This is a genomic window from Candidatus Limnocylindrales bacterium, assembly GCA_035626395.1.
Lineage (GTDB): Bacteria > Desulfobacterota > Binatia > UBA1149 > CAITLU01 > DASPNH01.
In genome coordinates this window covers 45252-62216 of the sequence record DASPNR010000002.1, presented here as the reverse complement: position 1 = coordinate 62216, position 16965 = coordinate 45252, and the positions used below count along the sequence as shown (strand labels likewise).

The following is a 16965-nucleotide window of genomic DNA, read 5'->3' as shown; positions in this document are numbered from 1 at the left end:
CATTGGCCCCCGCTTCTTCTAGCAGCGTTCTGGCGCGAGCGCAGCCGTGATGCCTCACAGTCCCGGGCAGGTGCCTCCACCGACGCAGACGCCGTTGCCGTCGTCGAAGAACAACGGATTCGAGAACGCCAGCGCCAGCGCGCCCAGCTCGTTGAGGTTCCACGGCAGCGGACCTCCGTTGTCGGTCAGGGCCGCCAGCGTGGTGTTGCCGGCATCGTCGAGGTCCTGGGGCTGCATCGGGAACAGTGGATGCGAGACGCCATCGGTTCCGCGCACCACCACGACGACCCAGCTGTCGGCCGCGACGGTCAGCGGGACGTTGACGTCGGTCACCAGCCTCTGCCCGACACCGAAGGCGCCGGTGGCGGTGGTGACGGTGAACCCCGTTCCCTTGTTGAGCGTCATCGTCGGCGCAACGGTGCACGAGGACGGATTGACCACGCCCATGAACGTCCACTGCGACTTACACGACGGCACCGCGTTCACGTAGATCTCGATGCGGTCGTACTCGGCCCACGTCGGCGACTCCACGTGGATATCGATGCTGTCGGTGCCGCCGCCGTCGAACTCCACCGTGCGCGAGGAGCCGAGGGCATGCGTGGCGGTACCGCCGGAGTTGTTCTTGAGCGTGACCTCCAGGAACGGACCGTTGGTGCCGATGGCCCGCATGCCATTGACGTTGCCAGCGAGCACGGTGGCGTCGATCGAGGCCGGGTCGTCGGTCGGCGACGCCACGAACGTGCGAGGGCCGCCGGCCTGCACGGCCGCCGAATTGTGCGTGTCCGAATCGGCCACGCCCGCCTTGTAGATGCCCTGGTTCAGCAGGTTGAACCAGTCGGACATGTTGTCGCTGCGCAGCAGATCGGTCTGGCTGCGGCCGGCCTCGATCCAGACCTCCAGCGCGGTGAACCCGTCGTCGAACGTATTGGTGATGGCCGGGTCCAGGCGCAGGTACTGGTTGGGATGTCCGGCGGGCATGCACGTGCCGCTTGGGCAGGTGCGGCCGAAGGACGGACTCGAGCAGGTGCCGCCGGGGCAATCACCGGCGCCGGTGCACGTGTTGCCGTCGTTGGCGCCCGCCAGGCAGATGCGGATCTCGCAGGGATTTCCATCGAAGCTGCCGCCCACGCACCGGTAGGCCGTCGTCGCCGATGTCGGCGGCACCGCATCGGTGTCGATGCCGAGCGAGTTGAAGTGCCCGAGCGTGCCACTGTTGAAGTGGTTGATCTGAATCACCTGCGTGGCCGGATTGAACGATCCGAAGATCTCCGCCGGCGACAGATCGTAGCTACCGTCGCTGGGATAGCCGGCGCCGTTGACCTCGCCTGCCCGCCCCCAGTCCAGCGCGCCGCCGTCGACCTCGGCAGGATTGACGGTCATCGGCCAGGTATTGAAGTGGCCGTACTGGCTGGTGGTGATCTCCTGCGCGGGAGCATTGGCGATCAGGCTGCCCACGCCCATCGCCGCGATCTCGTCGGAGAGTTCGTGGACGAAATCGTGGTCGGTGTTGGCGAAGAAATCGACGCCTTCGGCGATCATCGTCAGGATTCGGCGCTCGCGCGAGACGGCGCTGTCGGGGCTGTTGAGCATGTGCACGTGCGTGTCGATGGAGACGAAGCCCGTGGTGTCGATGACGCGGCGGACCTGCGCCGAAACGTTCACGTCATCCCCGGCGGCCACGACCAGGGTCTGGCTGTCGACGTCGTACTCGTAGCCGCGCGAGGTGACGACCTGATACGTGCCGGGCTCGAGCTGGAAATCGCCCGTGCTGCCGCTGGCGTCCGCGAAGCGTACGTCGGCGAGTCCGAAGATGTCGCCCTTGTCCTCGACGGGCCAGCCGAAATAGCGTCCGACCATGGCGACCAGGCCTTTTGTCATCTCGGTGTTGAGGGGATCGGGTGCGGCCGGCACGCCGACGATGGAGACCTTGGCGGGCACCGGATTGCTGTCCTGATCCGTGACCGAAACCGAAACGGTCGCCGTCCCCGGCAGATCCACGTCCAGCAGGGCGGTCTTTTTGTACTCGATGTCGAACGCGTGCTCGGTGGGAACGGCAAGGTTGCCCTCGAACGGCGCTCCCTTGGAGCGAACCGCGACGCGATAACGCCCGGCCGGGGCGTACATGCGATAGAAGCCGGCTTCGTCGGTCAGCGTCGAGGAGAAGACGTTGACGCAGTTGTCGCCGGTCGGACATGCGTTTTCGTAGTTCGCATCATTGTTGACGAGCGTGACGTGCGCGCCCGCAACTGGAATCCCGTCGACCGTGATCGTCCCCTGCACGGCGCCCTTGTCCTGCAGGAACAGCTCGGTCCGCACCTTGGTCACGTCGGCCACCGTCTCGCCGATGACGAACCACCGGCGCAGCGTGTTTTCGCCGCCAGCAGGAACCTCGAACGTCCCCGGCGGCTTGTCGTCGGGATCGTTGAACAAGGTGTCGAACAGGTTCTGGTTGTTGAGCCAGGCAAACACGCCCGACTGCGAGAACGCGCTGGTGTTGCGCGTCAACAGGCCGCCGCCGGGCGACGTCGACGGGAACACCAGTCCGTAAGTGACGCCCGCGGCGTCGAACTGTCCCTGGAACGCCAGGAAGTCGAGGGTCTGTCCTCTCGAGGCGGAGCTGCCGCCGTTGCGGATGAGCGTCTCGCCGTAGCCCTGGCCCGGACCAAACGGCTCGAGCTGGCCGCTCGGATTGATGAAGTCGCCGACGTAGAGCTCCAGATCGGTCGCGCCGATGTTCTCGACGGTCGTCGCCATCTGCACGTAGTTGCTGTACGGGCTCAGGATGAAGCGCGTCGAGATCTGCAGCGGCAGGTTGTTGTCGACCGCGTCCTGCGGCACCGACAGCGGCGCCTGCGAGAACACCAGCACGTCGGGTTGAATCGTGTCGAACAGATCGTCGGGACCGCTCGACTCGATGATGGCCGGATTGCCGTCGCTGCCGTCGTTGATGACGACGATGCTGTCGGTGGCCTGCGTCGAGGAGACATGGATCAGGGGCTGAATGCCCTGCCAGCTGTCGCGATCCTCGGCGGGGTCGTCGCGCGTGAGATCGGCGTCGATGATCTGGCCGCCGTTGAGCAGGCTGAACGAATGCTCGCGGCCCACGTCGCGGATGACCACGCGGACGTTGCCGTTGCGGATCATCCAGTCGCCGACCTTGCCCATCGCGAGCGGTCCGCCGATGAGATCGGAGGCGTTGGAGATCTGGAAGGCCTCGGCGCCCTGGCTGCCGGCCGCTGCGGGCAGGCAGGTGAGCTTGAACTTGGCCTTGTCGATGCTGTCGTCGCCCATCAGCAGCGTGGCAGCGACCAGGGCCTTGTTGCCGCTGAACGAGGGCAGGCAGTAATCGTCGCACTCGTGATCGCTGCTGCAGCTCTGGCCCGACGGTGAGCCGCACGTGCCCTTCTTGGCCTTCAACGCCACGCGCACGGGAAGGTCGGGGTCGGTGCATGCCTCGCCCGCCGACGGCAGCAGGGCGTCGATGGCCTCTCCGATGGTGCGCCGGTTGTAGACGGCGTCGGGCCGCTTGATCGCATCGCTGGCGTCCTTGAGCGACGGCTTCGTCACGGCGACGCCGTCACCGGCGGCCGCAGCGCAGTTCATCGTCGGGACGTTGACGCACGCGCCGACGCGGAACTCGCAGACGCCGTTGACCGCGCCGTCACCGTCGCAGGCGTCGCCGTCCACGCACTCGATCTTCTTGGGATCCGCGGGCGGCGTGCCCGTACCGTCCATGTCGACGGCGAAGCCGAGCCGGCAATCCTCCTCGCTCTTGTCGACGAAGAGGCAGTGGGCGGCGTTGTCCACGCTGTTGTCGCTCGGATCGATGCACCGGGCGTCGGCGTGATGGGAGACCAGCGCCAACGCTGCGGCGGTGAGCCCGGCCAGGCCGAGCTTGGATACGTACTGCATGAAGACCCTCCCCAGGATCGGACGGACGATTATTCGTGCGGCGGCGCCCCCGCTTCGCGCGCGAAGCTATGGCGGCTGCGCAGCCTGAGTCAAGGAATGGATTGGGAAATCGAGCCGGCGGCGCGGACCCTCAGCTGCCGGCGCCGTCCGGTGAAGGCCGGTAGTAGCTCGGCCGCACCGCCGGCAAGCCGCCGGGCCCCACCGGCACTCGCTGATGCTGCCGGCGCGCCAGCCGCAGCAGGACCTTGAGCGAGTTCTCGAAGTCTTCGATAGGCCTCACCTCCAGCAACCCCGCATCGATCATGTCCTGCATGACGCGCCGCCCCAGATCCGTGCGCGTGATGGTGATGGTCCAGTCCATCGAGCCCACGCCGCCGCAGGAGATGTCGGCCAGCTCGGCGGAGAAGTCTCCACAGTGATGGCACTCGGGGCGCGCGTGCTCCTGCGCCTCGCGCAGGTTGATCTTCACGAGCTCCCCGTCCTTGCGGTAGACGAGCACCTCCCCCTTGACGTTGAATTTCTTGACGTCCGTCAGCGGGATGCCGAGCTCGCCTTCGATCTTGCGCACCATCAGCCCTTCGAAATCGAAGACCTCCGAGCACAGCAGGCCGATGCGAACGGCGATGCGGCTGACCGGGTCCTTCAAACTCTTGGTCTGCCGATCGATGATCTTGTCGCGCTTGGTGTCGGTGCGGATGAAGCCGGTGTCGCGCAGCTCGGCCTTGCGCACGGGCGTGACCTGGCAGGGCACACCGACGAAGGCGACGCGCTGGCAGTCCTTGTCCACCGCCTGCTGGAGCGCCAGGTCGTTGGGGACGTAGGTGTACCAGGAGCCTGCGGCTTCGACGATTTCGTCCACCGTGGTTGCGCAGATGGGCCTCGGCGCGCACGGCCGCTCCGGATCGGGGGCCGAGACGATGGCGCCGTCGATGCGGCCGGTCTGCATCAGGTGAACGAGCAAGGCGGTGACGACCCCACCGTCCTGACACACCTCCAGGATGCGCGGATCCTTGGCACGAGCGGCGTAGATCTCCTGGTAGGTGCCGAAGCCGCCGCGATACAGACGCCCCTCCTGGCCTCCGAAGACGCTGGAAGGGAGCTGGAACTCGCGCGGGGCCAGACGCGGGCAGACCTGCGCGCAGACGTCGCAGCCGATGCCCTCGCTGATGCCGCAGTAGTCGAAAGGCGCGGTGGCCTTGGCGGTCTGCTTGGGCTTGCCGTCGATGTACTCGATGACGTTGTGCGGACACACCAGCACGCACGAGCCGCACTCGCAGCACGAGCCGTACTCGACCACGTCGTTCATCATGTCCTTGAACGTGGGCTTTTCCTTGTACGGATGTTCCTTCACGGTCGCTCCAGCGCGGGCAGCTCGGTCGGCTCCATAACGTTCAGTCGTATCGCAGCAGTGCAAACGTCGGCGTCGGCTGCAAGCGCGTCGCGCCGCCGAGAAACGCGAGCTCGATCAGGAACCCGCATTCGACGACGCTGCCGCCGGCGGCGCGAACCAGCTCGACGGTGGCTCGTGCAGTTCCTCCCGTGGCCAGCAGGTCATCGATCACCGCCACACGACCGTGGTGGGGCAGCGCATCCTTGTGGATCTCGAGGGAGTCGCTGCCGTACTCGAGATCGTAGGTGACGGTGTGGCGGTCGTGCGGCAGCTTGCCCGGCTTGCGAACGATGCAAAGGCCGACGCCGAGAGCGTAGGCCACCGGCGCTCCCAGCAGGAAGCCGCGCGACTCGATGCCCACCACCGCGTCGATGCGGCCGCGGTAGCGTTCCGCCATGCGATCGACGACGGCGCGCAGCGCATCGCCGTTGGCCAGGACGGGGGTGATGTCCTTGAAGAGGATTCCCGGCTTGGGGAAGTCGGGCACGTCGCGGATCAAAGCGGAGATATCCATTTGCAACCTGCGGCGCGCCGGCGCCGGTTTCACGGCCAGCTCAGCTCGAGCGACGCCAGCGCCTTGATCGAATCGTAGTTGGTCAGGTCCAGATGCAGCGGCGTCACCGAAATCAGGCCATCGCGGATGGCGGTGAAATCGGTTCCCGGCGCATCATCGAACTCGAGTTCGGAGCCGCCGATCCAGTAGTACTTGCGGCCGCGCGGGTCGACGTTCTCGACGATCGCGTCCCCGTAGCGCCGTTTGCCCTGACGCGTGATCGCGTAGCCGGTGGGCGCGCTGTCGGGCACGTTGACGTTGAGAAGGGTGTCCGGCGGCAGCGGCCGGCCGCGAAGCGAGGCCACCAGCGCCGCGGCGAACGAGGCGGCTGCGGCGTACTGGAACGTTACCCGGCCGACCTGCGAGAAGGCCACGGCCGGAATGCCCAAAAGCACCGACTCCATGGCCGCCGATACCGTTCCCGAATACGTGATGTCGTCGCCGAGGTTGGCGCCGCGATTGATGCCCGAGACGACCAGCCAGGGCCGCCGGTCACGAAACAGGCCGTTGAGCGCGAGGTTGATGCAGTCGGTCGGCGTGCCGTCGACCGCGAACCAGCCGGGGCGAATCTCTTCGGCACGCAGCGGCCGCTCCAGGGTCAGCGCGTGGCTGACGGCGGAGCGCTCGCGGTCCGGCGCCACCACCACCACCTCGTCGATCTGTTGGAGGGACTCGACAAGCGCCAGCAGGCCTGCCGATTGGATTCCGTCGTCGTTGCAGGCCAGCAGCATGAGGCGCGGATGATTCCTTCGTGGTCTCCGGAGGTCAAGGTGGCCAAGACGGCGTCGGTGCGGAAGAAATCACGCGTGCGTGGAATGCGGGGACGGGCGCCATTTCGAAGGTCCGAAATGGAGCCAGTCCCCGGATGGTCGGGGTGACTGGATTTGAACCAGCGACCACTCACACCCCAAGCGAGTGCGCTACCAGACTGCGCCACACCCCGTCGAGAGGCCGCGGACGATAGCAGGCGCGGATCGCAAGGCAACTGAGCCGTCGTTCGAGATGCGCGCTATGCGCACGAGTCGCGTGACTAGAGGTCGTAGCCGGTCTCGCCATGCGCGGTCAGATCGATGCCATGCCGCTCGTCTTCCTCGCTGACGCGCAGGCCCATCGTCGCGTCCAGTATCTTGCCCAGCACCAGCGTGACCACGAATGCATAGCCGAGGGTGGCGGCGGCGCCGATCGCCTGCACGCCCACGCGTCCGACGTTGCCGGCATCGAGCAGCCCGCCGGCCTTGTCGGGCGTCAGCGCGGCGACGCAGAAGATGCCGGTGGCTACGGCACCCCAGGCGCCGCCGATGCCATGGATGCCGAACGCGTCGAGGGAGTCATCGTAGCCGAGACGGTGCTTCATCATGACGCCGCCGTAGCAGGCCAGCGCCACGGTCACGCCGATGGCCAGCGCGCCGCCCACGCCCACGAACCCGCACGCGGGCGTGATGCCGACCAGACCTGCCACTGCGCCCGAGGCGAAGCCGAGCGCGCTGGCCTTGCCGCGATGGCTCGCCTCCACGAGCGACCAGGTGATGGCCGCAGCGGACGCCGCGACGTGGGTCGCGACGAATGCATTGGCGGCGGTAGCGTCGGCCGCCAGCGCGCTCCCGCCGTTGAAGCCCACCCAGCCGAACCACAAAAGGCCCGTGCCGAGCAGCGTCATGCCGAGATTGTGGGGTTTCATCGGCGTGTGCGGGTAGCCGATGCGCCGCCCCAGCAGCAGCGTCAGCGCCAGGGCCGAGACGCCCGAGCTGATGTGCACGACGGTGCCGCCAGCAAAATCGAGCGCACCCATTCGGAACAGCCACCCATCCGACGCCCAGACCCAGTGACAGATCGGATCGTAGACCAGCGTTCCCCACAGCAGGATGAAGACGACCCACGTCTTGAACTGCATGCGCTCGGCGATCGCGCCGCTGACCAGCGCAGGCGTGATGATCGCGAACATCATCTGGAAGCCCATGAAGACGCTGTGGGGGATGGTGTAGCCGGGCCACGGCGCATCGTTGGCCACGCCGTTCAGCAACAGATAGCCCGTGCCGCCGATGAACGCGTTGTTATCGCTGAACGCGAGCGAGTAGCCGAACACGACCCACTGCACCGTCATCACGCCCATGGCCACGAAGCTGTGCATGAGCGACGACAGCACGTTCTTGGGACGCACCATGCCGCCATAGAAGAACGCCAGGCCCGGCGTCATCAGCAGCACCAGCGCCGCCGATACCAGGACCCATGCGGTGTCGCCGGAATCGATGATGGGGACTTCCACGGCGTGCGCGGCGCGCGCCGGCCACAGGAAGACGTGAGCGAGGAGGAGCGCGGCTGTCGTCGCGGGCCTCATCCTGTACGATCAGGACAGCGAATCGCGGATCTGGATCAGGGCGTCGCGGATCTCGCGCAGCGACTCGGTTTCGACGCCGCCGACGGCGCCTCCGCTTTCGGCAGCCGCATCCTGGCGGAGCTGGCGGCGCGCCCCTTCGATGGTGAAGCGCCGGTGGTGGAGCAGGTCCTTGATTCGGAGCAGCGTCTCCACGTCCTTGCGGCGGTAGAGGCGGTGCTTGGAGCGCGTCTTGCCGGGCTTGATGACGCTGAACTCGGATTCCCAGTAGCGCAGGACGTAGGGCTTGACCCCGACGATTCTGGCCACCTCGCCGATCTTGAAGTAGAGCTTGTCGGGCGGAAGCCCCGTGCCCTCGGCGACTTCGACGTTCTGAAGGTCGCCGTGCTCCTCGCCTTCCTCGTTCACGCCGCGCCGTCCGAGTTGATGGTCCGTTTGAGGACCTGGCTCGGCTTGAAGCTGAGGACCCGGCGACCGGTGATGACGATCTCCTCACCAGTCTGCGGATTGCGCCCCTTGCGCGGCCTCTTCTCGTTGATCACGAAGTTGCCGAACCCGGAGATCTTCACCTTCTCGCCCTGCTCGAGTCGGGCCTTGATGACCTCGAAGATCGACTCGACCACTTCGGCGGCCTCCTTCTTGGAGAACCCCACCCTTTCGTAGATGCGCTCGACGATTTCGGCCTTGGTCATTCGCGACGCCTCGTGTGCCGCCCAGGGAAGATCGGGAGCTGTCATGTACGAACCCGCGCCCGAAGTTGCTCGATCAGCACGTTTGAAACCTTCTCATGCAGGGCCGTCACCTCGGCGTCGGTGAGCGTTCGATCGGCTGCACGGTACACGATCGTGTAGCCAAGCGCTTTCTCGTCCTGACCGATACCCGCTCCGCTGTACTCGTCGAACACGACGATGCTTTCGATGCAGGGATCCTCCAGACGCTCCACTGCCTCGATCGCGGCACCAGCCGGCATCGTGCGCGCAACGAGAAGTGAAACGTCACGCGTCGAGCTCGGGTAGCGCGGGATCGGACGCAGCCCCGGATGGCGCGGAGAATACTCAACGACCCTCGGGTAGTCAATCTCGGCCAGGAAGATTTCTTCTGTAATTTCCAGCTGTTCCGCGATATCGGGATGGAGCTTGCCAAGGTGGGCCAGGACCGCCTCGCCCACCTGAACGGCGGCGCAGGATCGCGGGTGGTACTCCGCCCGCGCACTCGTTGCAACGAACCGCGCTGCAAGGCCGGGAGCCAGCAGGGTCAGCACCCTCTCGGTGATGGCCTTGAGGTCGCCGAACGACAGCGGCTCGTTCCTTCCCGGCCCGCGGCCGGGCCGGGCGCCGCAGAGCACGATGCCCAGGCTCTGGCGCTGCTCCACCTGGCCGCCGCTTCCCCGGAAAAAGGTCGAGCCGATCGTGAAGAGGTCGATGCGCGGCTGTGCCGCCGCCGCATTGACCCGTACCGCTGCCGTCAGCGAGCCCAGCACGCTGCGCCTCAGCTCGTCTTCTCCCGCGCGCACGGGATTGAGCAGACGCACGGGCTCTCCTTCGTGCAGCCCCGGGAAACGCCGGTTGTCGTGCGCCGTCGCGAACGTCATCGCCAGGTGCTCGCTCACACCGCAGGCCGTCAGCAGTGCGCGCAGGTCGCGCTGCGCACGCTCGTGGCGCGAGATGCGCACGCGCATCATCGGCATGTGCGGAAGGACGGCTGGAATGGCGTCGTAGCCGCGCACGCGCGCGACCTCCTCGATCAGATCGATCTCGCGTTCCAGATCGATGCGGTGGCCCGGCACGCCGACGGCGAGTGCGCCATCCTCCTGGCGCGCTGCGACCTCGCAACCGAGCGCAGAGAGAATGTCGCCGATCTGCGATGTCTCGACCGCCACGCCCAGCACCTGCTGCACGCGCGCCGGACGCAGCGTGATGCGCCGGACCTCGGTCGGCGATGCTCCGTCTGCACAGACGGCCTCGTCACGCGAGGCCAGCGCGAGCTCCTGCAGCAGCGCCATCGCCCGCGCCAGCGCCGAATCGACCGACGTCGCGTCGATGCCGCGTTCGAAACGATAGGAGGAGTCGGTGGCGATGGAGTGGCGGCGGGAGGTGCGGCGCACGCCGGCCGGATCGAAGACCGCGGCTTCAAGCAGGATCTCGTGCGTGCCGTTGCTCACGGCCGTCTCGGCGCCACCCATCACGCCGGCCAGAGCGACGGGACGGCGCGCGTCGGCGATCACGAGATCGTCGCCGTCGAGCTCGAGGTCTCGATCATCGAGAGTGCGAAGCCGCTCACCCGGCCGGCCCAGCCGCACCCGGATCTCGGGGCCGTCCAGCAGCGGCAGATCGAACGCATGAAGCGGCTGACCGAGCTCGAGAAGAACGAAGTTGGTCACGTCGACGACATTGTTGATCGAGCGCAGGCCCGCTGCCGCAAGCCGCGTTCGCAGCCAGGTGGGCGAGGCCGCAACGCGCACGCCGCGCAGCACGCCGCCGCGATAGAGCGAGCAGCGGTCGCGTACTTCGATGCAAACGGGAACCGCGCCTTCACCGAGACGCACGGCCGGCGCCGCCGCCATCGGCCGCAGCGAGGCGCCGCACAGCGCGGAGACCTCGCGCGCGATTCCGCGCATGCTCAGGCAGTCGCCGCGGTTGGGCGTGATCGCGACCTCGAGGATCACGTCGTCGAGCCCGAGCAGCCGCGCTGCCGGAATGCCCGCCGTCAGGCCGTTTTCGAGGATGAGGATGCCTTGGCTCTCCTGCTCGAGCCCCAGCTCCGATGCCGAGCACAGCATCCCCTGCGACTCGACGCCTCGCAGCCTGGCGGCCTTGATGCGCAGTCCGCCGGGCAGCTCGCAGCCCGGCCGCGCCAGCACCACCGTGTCGCCCTCCTGCATGTTGCGCGCGCCGCACACGACCTGGCGCAGCGGCCCGCCGTCGTCGACGTGGCACAGCGTCAGGCGGTCGGCGTTGGGATGCGGCTCCATCCGTGCGATCCGCGCGACGACCAGCGCCTCTCCGTAGGCGAGCTTCGGCTTTTCCACCGACTCGACCTCGAGCCCGCCCATCGTCAGGCACCGTACGACATCGTCGAGAGGAGGCAGATCGGCAACGAGCTCGGACAGCCATTGATACGAGACGCGCATGCAGGATTCTCAGAACTGACGCAGGAACCGAAGGTCGCCGTTGTAGAAGAGGCGGATGTCGTCGATGCGATATTTGAGCATCGCCACGCGTTCCACGCCGAGGCCGAACGCGAATCCGGTCAGCTCTTCGGCGTCGTACCCGACGTGCCGGAACAGGACAGGATCGACCATGCCGGCGCCAAGGACCTCCAACCAGCCGGTGCCCTTGCACACCCGGCAGTCGCTGCCGTCCCGGCCGCAGACGACGCAGCCGATGTCGACCTCGGCGCTCGGCTCGGTGAACGGGAAGAAGCTCGGTCGCAGTCGCACCGGCAGATCGCGCTCGAAGTACTGCTGCACGAACGCCGTCAGCACGCCCTTGAGGTGAGCGAACGTGATGCCGCGGTCCACCATCAGGGCCTCCACCTGATGGAACATCGGCGAATGCGTCGCGTCGTCGTCGATGCGGTAGGCGGCGCCGGGCGCGATGATTCGGATCGGCGGCTTGCGCGATTTCATGACGCGAATCTGCACCGGCGACGTGTGCGTGCGCATCACCCCGCCGCCCCGCACGAAGAAGGTGTCGTGCATGTCGCGGGCGGGATGGTCGGGCGGAATGTTGAGCGCCTCGAAGTTGTGGTAGTCGTCCTCGACCTCCGGGCCTTCGGCGATTTCGAAGCCGAGGCCGCCGAGGATGTCGCAAATCTCGCGCAACGTGCGCGACAGCGGGTGGATGCTGCCGAGGGGCGCTCCAAACCCGGGCAGCGTGACATCGACGAACTCCGACTCGAGCGCCGCCTGCCGCGCCAGCGCGCGAAGGTCGGCTTCGCGCGCGGCAATGGCGGCCTCGAGCGATTCCTTGGCGGCGTTGACCCGCTGTCCGAATACCGGCCGCTCCTGCGGCGGCAGCTTGCCCAGCGCGCGCAGGGCACCGGTCAGACGCCCCTTCTTGCCGAGGAACTCGACTCTGACGGCCTCGAGCGCGGAGGCCTCGGCGCTCGCTCGGATCCGATCGAGCGCTTCGGCCGCGATGCTCTCTGGCTCCTGTTCGGAAATCGCCAATGCGACCCGCCGCTGCTCAGGCCGCCAGCTTGGATTTCGCCAACGCCACGAGCTCCGAGAACGCCGCGCGCTCGTTGACCGCCATCTCGGCGAGCGCCTTGCGATCGATCTCGACGCCGGCCTGCTTGAGGCCGTGCATGAACAGGGCGTAGCTGAGGCCCTCGTCGCGTGCAGCCGCGTTGATGCGCACGATCCACAGGCGGCGGAAGTCGCGCTTGCGGACCTTGCGGTCGCGGTAGGCGTAGGTCAGGCCCTTCTCGACGGTCTCGCGGCCCTGCCGATAGAGCTTGCGCCCTCCGACGTAGCCCTTGGCGATCTTCAGGATCTTCTTGTGGCGGCGGTGGCCCTTGGTGCCACGTGTGACTCTTGGCATTGCTGATCTCTCCTTGGCGGCGCGTCGCCCGCGTCAGTCGTTGGGCAGGATGCGCTTGATCGCCTTGACGTCCACGTCGGCCACCATCGTGGCCGTGCGCAGGCGCCTCTTCTGCTTCCGCGTCTTGCAGGAGAGCTGATGGCGGTGGTATGCGCGCCCGCGCTTGATCCGCCCGCTCCCCGTCACCGAGAAGCGCTTGGCGGCTCCTCTCTTCGTCTTAACCTTCGGCATTGTGTTCTCCCTCTGCCGGCTTGGGCGGCTTGGCCGCCGACTTCTCCGGCTTCTCCGGCTTCTGCTTGGTCGGCACGACCACCACCGACATGTTTCGGCCTTCCAGCCGCGGCTCGCCTTCGGCGGCGGCCACATCGGTGATCGTGCCCAACACCTTCAGGAGCATCGCCTTGCCCATGTCGGGCCGGCTGATCTCCCGGCCTTTGAAGAAGACCGTGATCTTCACCCGATGCCCTGCGGCCAGGAAGCGCCGGATGTGGCTCGTCTTGAACTCGATGTCGTGGGCCTCGGTCCGCGAACGGAGCTTGACCTCCTTCATCTGCTGCGCCGGAGACGTGCTCTTCTTGCGCGACTCCTGCACCTTCTTGCGCTGCTCGTAGCGGAACTTGTGGAAGTCCATGATCCGCACGACCGGCGGCTGGGCGGTGCCGGCGACCTCGACGAGATCCATCGATTTCCCTTCGGCGATCGCGCGCGCATCGTTCAGAGTCATGATGCCGAGCTGGTCGCCGTTGCTGTCGATCACGCGCACTTCGCGGGCGCGTATCTCGCTATTGATGCGAAAATCCTGTGCCTTGGCTATGGTACACCTCCGTTGCCGGGATGACTGCGCTCTCGCAGCCAGCCGACGAATGCGTCCAGGCTCATCGCAGGTACCTGCTCCCCCCCACGAAGCCTGGGCGCGACGCTCTGACCCGCCACTTCCTTGTCTCCCACGACCCCGACCACCGGGATCTTGCGAGTCTGAGCCTCTCGAATCTTGAAGCCGAGCTTCTCGTTGCGAACGTCGGCGCGGGCGCGGAAGCCCTCATCCCGCAGCCGCTGCGCCAATGCTTCGGCGTACTCGTTCTGATTGTCGGTCACCGTGACCAGCTGCACCTGCACCGGCGCAAGCCAAAGCGGCAGCGCGCCAGCGGTGTGCTCGATCAGGATGCCGAGGAAGCGCTCGAGCGAGCCGAGCATCGCGCGATGGATCATGACCGGCCGCTGCTCGGTGCCGGCCGAGCTGACATAGCGCAGCTCGAAGCGCTCGGGCAGCGAGAAGTCGAGCTGGATCGTGCTCAGCTGCCACTCGCGGCGGACGGCATCGAGGACGCAGAAGTCGATTTTCGGACCGTAGAACGCGCCGTCACCGGCATTGAGCTGGTAATCCACGCCTTCACTCTGAAGGACTTCCTTCAGCGTCGCTTCGGCAAGGTTCCACATATCGTCGGATCCGATCGACTTCTCAGGACGGGTCGACAGGTACACGCGCGTCTCGGTGAAGCCGAAGACACGGTAGGCGTCGGCGATCATTCGGATGACCGAGCGGATCTCGTCGGAAATCTGCTCGGGCGCGCAGAAGATGTGCGCGTCGTCCTGACAGAACGTGCGGACGCGCGTCAGGCCCTGGGTGACGCCCGAGCGCTCGAACCGATGCAGACGTCCGAAGTCGGCGAAGCGGATCGGAAGGTCACGGTAGGAGTGGAGGTCCTCCGAGTACATCAGGCAGTGCGTGGGGCAGTTCATCGGCTTGACCGCGAACTGGCGCTCCTCGACCTCGGTGAAGTACATGTTCTCCCGATAGTTGTCGTAGTGGCCGGAGCGATGCCACAGGTCGACATCGAGCACCTGCGGCGTGATGACCTCGCGGTAATCGTAGCGCCGGTACTGCGCGCGCACGTAGTCGACGAGCAGGTTGTAGACGGTGGCGCCGTCGGGATGGAAGAAGGGGCTGGCCGGGGCTTCCTTGTGGAAGCTGAACAGGCCGAGCTGCTTGCCGAGCTTGCGATGATCGCGCCGCTTGGCTTCTTCCAGTCGCTGGAGGTGCTCCTTCAGCGCCTTCCTGTCCGGCCAGGCCGTACCGTAGATGCGCTGGAGCATCGGGTTGTTCTCGTTGCCGCGCCAGTACGCCCCCGCCACGCTGAGCAGCTTGAAGGCGCCCAGCCGCCCGGTGCTCGGGACGTGCGGGCCGCGGCACAGATCGACGAACTCGCCCTGGCGATAGAGGCCGACCACGGCATCGTCGAGATCGCGGATGATCTCGGCCTTGAACTGCTCGCCGATGGACCGGAAGTACGCGCTGGCCTCGTCGCGGGGAAGCTCCTCGCGCGAAACCTGGAGGTTTTCCGCGACGATTTTTGCCATCTCGGCCTCGATCTTTTCGAGGTCCTCGGGCGTGAAGCCCGGGTCGTACTGGAAGTCGTAGAAAAAGCCGTCCTCGATGACGGGGCCGATGGTGACCTGGGCCTGTGGGTACAGGCGCTTGACGGCGTGCGCGAGCAGATGAGCCGTCGAATGGCGTAGAAGATCGAGCCCCTGCGGAGAATCGGGAAGGATGGGCGCGACGCTGCAGTCGTTGTGGAGCGGAGCGAACAGGTCGCGCGGCTTTTCGTCGACGAGGGCTCCGATGGCGCCTCGAGGAAGGTCGTCGCCGAGAGCCTGCGCGGCGGTGGTGCCCGCCGGAACTCTACGAATGCCGCCGCCCGGCAGGGTGACGGTGATTTCTTGTGGCATTCGCGTGATCGACGACTGAGCCGGGCTGCTTGGCAACGAGGAAGCGGTGGGACGGCCGCGTTTATCGGGTCCTGTTGCTGACGGTTGTTCCGGCGTTCGCTCCTCCTCCTCTTTGCTCAGAAACTGGTAGGCACGGGCGGAATTGAACCGCCGACCCCTACCGTGTCAAGGTAGTGCTCTTCCTCTGAGCTACGTGCCTACGGCGCCGAATTTTGCGGCGCAAAAACGGCGACTTGGTTAACAACCACGGAGGCGGGAGTCAACCTGCCGCTCGCGCTGTCGCAACGCGTCGCGCTCCATTACGATGGGGACACATGACGCGGGATACGTTCTCAACCGCCTTCCTGCTGGTGGCGCTGGTGGGGCTGGGCCTGCTGATGATCCGTCTTCTGGCGCCCTATGCCACGCCGATCGGCTGGGCTTGCGTTCTGGCAGCGGTCTTCCATCCCGCCTACCGGATGATACTGCGGGCGATGCCGCGCAACCCGGGCGCCGCCGCCGCCATCACCACCGCCCTCGTCTTCCTGCTGGCCGTGGTGCCGGGGCTGGTGCTGTCGGGCGTCGTGGCCCGCGAGGCGGTATCCGGCTACCAGAACCTGGCAGCGTTCGTTTCCGCCAACCGTGTCCAGCTTCTCGACGACGTCAGCAACCACTGGATGATCGCGCCGGCGTGGGATTGGGCGCAGGAGCGGCTCGCCGGCGAAGAGATGGACCCGACCTCGTTCATGCTGTCCGGCATCCGCTGGCTGTCGCAGTTCGTCGCTGCCCATGCCGGCGAGGTCGCCGCCAACGTCCTGGCCTTCTTCGTCGGCATCGGCATCCTGATGTTCACGCTCTTCTTCTTCTTCCGCGACGGCGCCGCGATGCTCGAATACCTCGAGGAATCGCTGCCGATGGCGCCGGCCGACAAGCGCAAGATCTTCGACCGGTTGCAGACGACGCTGCTCGCGGTGGTCCAAGGCCTCGCCGCAACGGCGCTCGTGCAGGCCGTTCTCATGTTCATCGGATTGTGGGCGGCCGGGGTGCCATTTGCGCTGCTGCTGTCGGTGGCGACCTTCCTCCTCGCGTTCCTGCCCGTGGGCGGCGCCGCACTGGTCTGGATCCCGGTCGTCATCGGCCTGTTCATTGCCGGCGACTACGTGCGGGGCTTCATCTTCTTGGCCTGGTCGGGCCTGGTCATCTCCTCGGTCGACAACTTCCTGCGTCCGCTCCTGATCGGCGGCCAGGCCAAGCTCCCCACCCTGCTCCTGTTCTTCGGCATCCTCGGCGGCATCAACCTCTTCGGCCTCCTCGGCCTCTTCGCCGGCCCGGCCGTCCTGGCCGCGGCGATGTCGGTCGTCACCATCTACCGCGAACGCATGCTCTCGCTGCGAGAACGCGAAGTCATCGTCGAAGTGGAATAGCTCTTACTCCCCGAGGCGGGCGCCGGGGAGCCGAGCGTGCGGCCAGATGCGGGCCCGCACAGCGGTGAGCCACGGAGGCGTACTCCGCGTACGCCGGAGGAGCG

The 16965-nt window shown here is 66.7% G+C and carries 14 protein-coding genes and 2 tRNA genes; 1 reads left to right on the top strand and 15 read right to left on the bottom strand.

Annotated elements, in window-relative coordinates; translation table 11 throughout:
• Positions 1-54: 54 nt before the first annotated feature.
• From VEC57_00655 to VEC57_00585, 15 genes are all read right to left on the bottom strand, one after another.
• Positions 55-3912, bottom strand: a complete 3858-nt coding sequence (locus VEC57_00655; GenBank protein HYB97620.1) for a hypothetical protein — start codon at positions 3910-3912, stop codon at positions 55-57.
• A gap of 130 nt (positions 3913-4042) precedes the next feature.
• Positions 4043-5263: a Coenzyme F420 hydrogenase/dehydrogenase, beta subunit C-terminal domain gene (locus tag VEC57_00650; protein HYB97619.1), complete on the bottom strand. Its 1221-nt coding sequence runs from the start codon at positions 5261-5263 to the stop codon at positions 4043-4045.
• 40 nt (positions 5264-5303) lie between these two features.
• Positions 5304-5816, bottom strand: coding sequence for an adenine phosphoribosyltransferase (locus VEC57_00645; protein ID HYB97618.1), 513 nt, complete (start codon positions 5814-5816; stop codon positions 5304-5306).
• A 29-nt stretch (positions 5817-5845) separates the two neighbouring features.
• Entirely contained in the window at positions 5846-6586 is a 741-nt protein-coding gene (gene surE, locus VEC57_00640) for a 5'/3'-nucleotidase SurE (protein ID HYB97617.1), read from the bottom strand.
• A gap of 135 nt (positions 6587-6721) precedes the next feature.
• A tRNA-Pro gene (locus tag VEC57_00635) sits at positions 6722-6798 on the bottom strand.
• Between the two features lie 87 nt (positions 6799-6885).
• Positions 6886-8190 carry an ammonium transporter gene (locus VEC57_00630; protein HYB97616.1) on the bottom strand — a complete coding sequence of 435 codons (1305 nt, stop codon included), beginning with the start codon at positions 8188-8190 and terminating at the stop codon, positions 6886-6888.
• A gap of 9 nt (positions 8191-8199) precedes the next feature.
• Positions 8200-8595: a MerR family transcriptional regulator gene (locus VEC57_00625; GenBank protein HYB97615.1), complete on the bottom strand. Its 396-nt coding sequence runs from the start codon at positions 8593-8595 to the stop codon at positions 8200-8202.
• Positions 8592-8924: an integration host factor subunit alpha gene (locus VEC57_00620; protein ID HYB97614.1), complete on the bottom strand. Its 333-nt coding sequence runs from the start codon at positions 8922-8924 to the stop codon at positions 8592-8594. Before VEC57_00620 ends, VEC57_00625 begins: the two co-directional genes overlap by 4 nt.
• Complete coding sequence (pheT, locus tag VEC57_00615; GenBank protein HYB97613.1) at positions 8921-11317, bottom strand: phenylalanine--tRNA ligase subunit beta; 2397 nt, start codon at positions 11315-11317, stop codon at positions 8921-8923. The genes VEC57_00620 and pheT overlap by 4 nt, the downstream gene beginning before the upstream one ends.
• A gap of 9 nt (positions 11318-11326) precedes the next feature.
• A complete protein-coding gene (pheS, locus tag VEC57_00610; protein ID HYB97612.1) occupies positions 11327-12352 on the bottom strand; it encodes a phenylalanine--tRNA ligase subunit alpha in 1026 nt (341 codons plus the stop codon).
• Positions 12353-12374: 22 nt separating this feature from the next.
• Complete coding sequence (rplT, locus tag VEC57_00605; GenBank protein ID HYB97611.1) at positions 12375-12731, bottom strand: 50S ribosomal protein L20; 357 nt, start codon at positions 12729-12731, stop codon at positions 12375-12377.
• Between the two features lie 33 nt (positions 12732-12764).
• Positions 12765-12962 (bottom strand): 50S ribosomal protein L35, encoded by a 198-nt coding sequence (gene rpmI, locus VEC57_00600; protein ID HYB97610.1) that lies wholly within the window; start codon positions 12960-12962, stop codon positions 12765-12767.
• Complete coding sequence (gene infC / locus VEC57_00595) at positions 12949-13545, bottom strand: translation initiation factor IF-3 (protein ID HYB97609.1); 597 nt, start codon at positions 13543-13545, stop codon at positions 12949-12951. The genes rpmI and infC overlap by 14 nt, the downstream gene beginning before the upstream one ends.
• Entirely contained in the window at positions 13542-15458 is a 1917-nt protein-coding gene (thrS, locus tag VEC57_00590; GenBank protein HYB97608.1) for a threonine--tRNA ligase, read from the bottom strand. Before thrS ends, infC begins: the two co-directional genes overlap by 4 nt.
• A gap of 124 nt (positions 15459-15582) precedes the next feature.
• Positions 15583-15657, bottom strand: a tRNA-Val gene (locus tag VEC57_00585).
• A 115-nt stretch (positions 15658-15772) separates the two neighbouring features.
• Between VEC57_00585 and VEC57_00580 the strand changes: the two genes are divergently transcribed.
• A complete protein-coding gene (locus VEC57_00580; GenBank protein HYB97607.1) occupies positions 15773-16861 on the top strand; it encodes an AI-2E family transporter in 1089 nt (362 codons plus the stop codon).
• Positions 16862-16965 lie beyond the last annotated feature (104 nt).